Below are 5,202 nucleotides of genomic sequence, written 5' to 3'. Positions count from 1 at the left end.
ACATTTCCATGCTGATCACCCTGTGTTCTCCTGCTCAAAAAGTGAGCAGAAGCAGTTGAACACCTGGGTCAGTTTTCAGTCGGCAGAACAGCCTCTACTGGGTCAGTTTTCGGTCAGCGGCAACAGGCTTTGACGAAAAGTGGGTGCAATTGCTATGGACCTGCTTCGGCGCCCAGGGCTTTGTCGCACTGGTGTTCTTTTTCGGTTCGTTGTTTTGCGAACAGATCCGCGCTCGCTATCAGTCCTTCCCTTTCCTGGAAGCCACGGGCGAGGCTGGCGCGGGCAAGACCACCCTGCTGAACCTGCTGTGGAAGCTGCTCGGCCGCGAAGGCTATGAAGGCTTCGACCCAATGAAATCAACGAAGGCAGGACGCTCCCGTTTGATGGGTCAAGTCTCCGGTATGCCCGTTGTGTTCCTGGAGGCCGATCGTCACGGCGATGATCGGGCACACGCGAAAACCTTTGAATGGGACGAGCTGAAGGACTTCTACGGCGGCGGCACGCTGGCTACGAAAGGCGTCAAGACGGCAGGCAACGAAACCTACGAGCCGCCATTCCGGGGCACGATTGCTATCAGCCAGAACGCGGCCGTGGTGGCGCACGAAGCGATCATGACGCGCATTGTGAAGCTGCATTTTGTACGCCCGATCGTTACACCGCAAAGCCGTGCGGCAGCGGATCAACTCAATGCTCTGGACGGTGGCACCCTCAGCCACTTCCTATTGCGAGCGGTAGGGAAAGAGTCGGCGGTGCTTGAGCTATTCGCCCAGCGTGTTCCCGAGCACGAATCCAAGCTGCGCCGTTTGCACACTCATTGCTTCGCCTGCAGCACGGCCTATACCAGTGACCAGGGCAATTGCACCAGCTGCGGCTATGACCTGCGCGGCTACATCCGCGTGGAGCGCATCAGCAAAAACCACGCGCAAATGCTATCGCTGCTGGACGGCCTACGCCTGGTCCTGAAATTGAGCGACCCCCAGGTCGCTGCCACCCAACGTCAGATCGTGCGGATGGCCATCGAACGCCAGGCGTCGATCAGCTCCGACCATGCCGCCGTGGCCGAGTTTTGGGAGGTTTACGACTACCTCGAATCCTTGAGTGAAGACCCAGTGGTGGACCACAGCACCGACCCGACCGTGATCGCTATCAACCTCAACGAGTTCTGCGAGCGCGCCGTCGAGCACAAACAGAAGGTGGCCGACGTGGCCACGTTGCGCGATCTGCTCAAGGAGTCCCGCTCCCGCAAGTTTCTGGACAGCAATAAGGCCGTCCACAGCGCGGTACGTGCAGCTTTCAACAACCGCAACCCGTGTTCACAACCCCGGCCGACCACAGTGAAGTGCTGGACATTCAAGGCATAAAGGAGAGCAACAACGATGCAGATTCAAGTGTTTATGGGCACTGCCGGCGACGGCAAAACAAGCAAGCTGCAAGCCGTGCAGGACCGCTTGGAATTCACCGGCGAGAGCGCGCCGGTCATCCAGGCCGGTGCATATGGCGAGGATGGCTTGTTAGAGATTCTGGAAGTCAGGGCAGCCGGTGGCCAGCGCGAAATCCTGGTGGACGACTGCAGCCGGCAACAAATTCTGAGGGTACTGGCGTGGCAATCATGCGTTGAGCATGAGCCCGATTTTGACGGCCTGGTGATCCACCTGGCCCGCAAGGACTGACGGTTTTAAAAAGCAGTGCCGAGGAGTTGCAGCTCCCCGACACCCAACCACCACCGAGGACTAAACCATGCAAGCGCAGACCCAAAGCAGCAGCGGCACAAAGGCTACCACACCGGCACGGCAGCTGGTGGCCACCGCGATTATTGGCGCGGCCGTCATAGGCTACCTGGTACGTAAAACGCCCGAATCACGAACCCGTCTGGAAAGTCTGAGCCAGATGGCCAGCACCCTGGGTGAACTGAGTGAAACGGATGCGGCCGTGGTCGCCAAACTGCTCGCCAAGCCAGCAACACGGGGTGTATCACGCCATGTCTGACCGTCCTACCGCAGCCACCGAACGCCGCTTTCCCTGGAACATTGACTACACCAGCCTATGCGACCAATGCGGCTATTGGCGTGTACAAGGCAGTCATCTGAAATGCAGCCGGCGGCGCCAGCTGCAGAACGCCCATTTACGCAACCAGAAGCCGAAACGGTAAGCCGCGTCCACCAGAAGAAGCGCTACCAGATACTTGGCCCGGAAACGGGCCTTTTTGTTTCCGATCGTCAGACTGTCGTTACACGAGTACAGCGTTAGGGGTTTACATGAGTGGGGTCGAAGCTCGCGGCAATTCCGTGAGAATCTATTTTCAGTACGACGGCGAAAAGTGCCGTGAGTCCATACCAGGAGGCAACAAACCGGCCACGGTGGCCCAGGCAAAGCGCTTGCTCGCCATCATCGAATACGAGATTGATTCCGGCATCTTTGACTACGCCCGCCACTTTCCCAACTCGGCCAGGCTAGTGGAAAACACCTTTGGTCATTACCTGGACCTGTGGTTGCGCATCAAGGCCAACAGTGTGGCGGCTTCAAGCTATCGCGGCTACGCCAACAAGGCCGAGGTGCATGTGCGGCCACGCTGGGGCAAGGTGCAGATCAACGCAATCGATCACCTGGATCTGCAAGAGTGGATTCAGGGCACGCTGTCCAAAACCCTCAAAAACAAGACCATCCGCGACATCATCAGCAACGTGCGCCAGGTGTTTCGGCTCTATCGCACCCGGATGAAAGTCGCCCACGATCCCACCGAAGGCTTGATGGTGCGTCTCCCCGATCCCGAAGCACCGGACCCGTTCACCCGGGCGGAAATCAAACAGATCCTGGAAACGCCGACCAACCGCACCTATGAGCTGCTGATGGTGCAGTTCATGTTGTGGGCTGGCCCTCGTGTGTCTGAAACCATCGCCTTGGCCTGGGAGGATGTCGACCTGGAACAAGGCACCGTAACCTTTCGCCGATCAAAGGTACGCGGTGCCTATCGCGTCACCAAAACCCGCCGCTCAATGCGCAAGGTGCGTTTGCTCGCTCCCGCTTGGGACGCGTTGCGCAAGATCGATGCCCTGACTCGACAGCGCAAAGCGGAAACCGTGGAGATTGTTGAACGTGACAACAAGACGGTACGCAAGCACACCTTGCACTTCGTGTTCTTGAACACCAAAAGCGGTCTGCCCCACGCCAACGACTTCGTGGTGCGTGACCGGTTTTTTAAGGCGCATTTACTTGCAGCGGGGGTTCGATACCGTGGGCCAGGTCAGTGCCGGCACACCTACGCCAGTCAGTTGCTGACGACGGGGATCGCCTCAATTGATTGGATTGCCGAACAGATGGGGCATACCAACGGCAATATGATCCGTCAGCACTATGGGACCTGGATCAACGAGGACGGGCCGGACGTGGTAGGGATGCTACAGCTGGCATTGAAGCTATCGCCGGTTACAGCTCCACACTGAATCCGCGCAACCCGACCGCCTCGGCAAATCGTCCTACCGCCGTCAAGCTGGCCCAGGTGCGCAGCGTTTCGCGGCGCGAGCGTACCGCCAACCAGCGGCTGCCAGCGCCGCCCAAGCGGATGGCCAGTGTCCACTTGTCCTCCTGGCGGCTGACCAGCGTATCGCGCACCGCGCCGCCCTCCACCAGGGCGCGCAGGGCTTCTTCATGAATGCCTTGGGGCATGATTAAGCGTGCCTCCTGACTCGAACGATAAAGTCACTGACCTGCGCCGGTGTCAGGCAATTCAACTTCCCGAAGGTCGCTAGATGCTGAATCATTGCTTCATGACTGCCGGGTTGCCGGGCGATCATGCGACGGCAGGTCTTTTCCAGGATCAATCGCGCCATCTGCGGGTTCTCGACCTTTGTCGCATCGAAGGCCAGCGCAATGGCAGTGGCCAGCTCACCCAGGTCCGGATCCGTCCGTTGCAGCGCCCGTAGGGCATTCATCTGCCGTGCAGTGATGGGTAGCGACACGTCTCTCGTCCTTAGCGATCATGCTCAGCCGTTATCAAGGATAATGGTAGACCAGGCTCCCGGGGTCTGGTTTCCGCCAAACGCAAAAAAGCCCGCCGGAGCGGGCCTTGATGTAGGGGGCCATTGAACATAGGGCGCGGTATTCGTAACACGACGTCCTTAGAGATTGCTGGTAAGCCAATCAGAGCAATTTTTATCGAAGCCAACCCATGCTCCTGCACCCGATAGCCCCAAGACCAGCAGCTTGTCATTCGAGTCGACATGCTTCTTCAATGCGTCGCGTATCTGCACGAGAGAAAGATCCGACTTAATAATCCAAGTTGATTCGACGCAATGCCACCATGAGCCAAGGGCTTTTATCGCCTCATGAAGCTCAGCGTACTTTTTACCGGGGGTAATCAGATCATACGTGATCAAAACTGATGCCATCGTGGCCTCCGTTAGCTAGGACGATATCTAATTGATATCAAGCCGAAGCGTAGTCGGGATGCCAACATTGGCCATTTTTTAGCAAGTGAGGCCAATACAGAGAGCCATTCGGGCTCTTTATAAGGCAGCTCATTTTCGCACCAATATAGCGCACCAGTCCCATGGTGGTCCCATGGGGCTATTTTTTGGACGCCAAAAACCACAAACCCCTGACTTTCTCTAGGAAAATCAGGGGCTTGCGTTTTCAGAATGTGGCGGTGAAGGAGAGATTCGAACTCTCGATACAGTTTCCTGTATACACACTTTCCAGGCGTGCTCCTTAAGCCACTCGGACACTTCACCGTATCTCGTCAAACTGATTCAGTCTGTCGAGGCGCGCTAATGTAGTCGAAAGCTTTTCCGATGGCAAAGGTTTTTTTCAGAATTTTCATGCGCTTAGACAGTTATCTCGGCCCACGCGCCTCTGGTAGGGGGTGAAGGGTGACGATTGTGCCATTCTCAAGGCCTGTCGACAGGCGTGCAGAGTGGCTGGCGAGCGCTGTCGTGGCCTGCTCCAGGCCGGCGGGTGGGGAAAAGACTGACTGGCCAGTCAGTCACGGCGCTTTACCGGGGCGGTCATGCTGGGTAACGTCTGCGGCCTGCCCTTCTATTAAACGTATTACAAGGAATCGCGTCATGAGTGAGTTGATTGCCTATCAACTAGACGCCCCAATACCCACCGATAAAAACACCGAAAACTCAAGGTTTTAGGAATATTTTCAGCGTTATTCCGAAAGTATTACCACCCAATGTGGACAGTATGTGGACACTAACCGTG

Annotated in this window: 6 protein-coding genes, 1 tRNA gene and 1 pseudogene; 4 read left to right on the top strand and 4 right to left on the bottom strand. The window is 57.0% G+C overall.

Annotated features, from left to right (window positions below):
- Nucleotides 1-128 precede the first annotated feature (128 nt).
- The 4 genes and pseudogenes from FIV38_RS29655 to FIV38_RS29640 all read left to right on the top strand — a co-directional run.
- Nucleotides 129-1,361, top strand: a pseudogene (locus FIV38_RS29655) (bifunctional DNA primase/helicase); the annotation flags it as partial.
- 15 nt (nucleotides 1,362-1,376) lie between these two features.
- The gene (locus FIV38_RS29650) at nucleotides 1,377-1,670 is read left to right on the top strand and encodes a hypothetical protein (protein WP_092231923.1); all 294 of its coding nucleotides are present in this window, start codon (nucleotides 1,377-1,379) and stop codon (nucleotides 1,668-1,670) included.
- Nucleotides 1,671-1,737: 67 nt separating this feature from the next.
- Nucleotides 1,738-1,986 (top strand): hypothetical protein, encoded by a 249-nt coding sequence (locus FIV38_RS29645; RefSeq protein ID WP_092231926.1) that lies wholly within the window; start codon nucleotides 1,738-1,740, stop codon nucleotides 1,984-1,986.
- A gap of 269 nt (nucleotides 1,987-2,255) precedes the next feature.
- A complete protein-coding gene (locus FIV38_RS29640; protein ID WP_092231929.1) occupies nucleotides 2,256-3,440 on the top strand; it encodes an Arm DNA-binding domain-containing protein in 1,185 nt (394 codons plus the stop codon).
- Here FIV38_RS29640 and FIV38_RS29635 read toward each other — a convergent pair.
- From FIV38_RS29635 to FIV38_RS29620, 4 genes are all read right to left on the bottom strand, one after another.
- Entirely contained in the window at nucleotides 3,424-3,663 is a 240-nt protein-coding gene (locus FIV38_RS29635) for a hypothetical protein (protein WP_092231931.1), read from the bottom strand. The genes FIV38_RS29640 and FIV38_RS29635 overlap by 17 nt on opposite strands.
- A 2-nt stretch (nucleotides 3,664-3,665) precedes the next feature.
- A complete protein-coding gene (locus FIV38_RS29630) occupies nucleotides 3,666-3,956 on the bottom strand; it encodes a hypothetical protein (protein WP_092231934.1) in 291 nt (96 codons plus the stop codon).
- Between the two features lie 159 nt (nucleotides 3,957-4,115).
- A complete protein-coding gene (locus FIV38_RS29625; protein WP_092231937.1) occupies nucleotides 4,116-4,385 on the bottom strand; it encodes a SinR family protein in 270 nt (89 codons plus the stop codon).
- A gap of 252 nt (nucleotides 4,386-4,637) precedes the next feature.
- Nucleotides 4,638-4,727, bottom strand: a tRNA-Ser gene (locus FIV38_RS29620).
- Nucleotides 4,728-5,202 lie beyond the last annotated feature (475 nt).

This window comes from Pseudomonas proteolytica (assembly GCF_007858275.1).
GTDB lineage: Bacteria > Pseudomonadota > Gammaproteobacteria > Pseudomonadales > Pseudomonadaceae > Aquipseudomonas > Aquipseudomonas proteolytica.
Note: the sequence above shows the minus strand (reverse complement) of the source record. Positions and strands in the feature narration are given on the sequence as shown.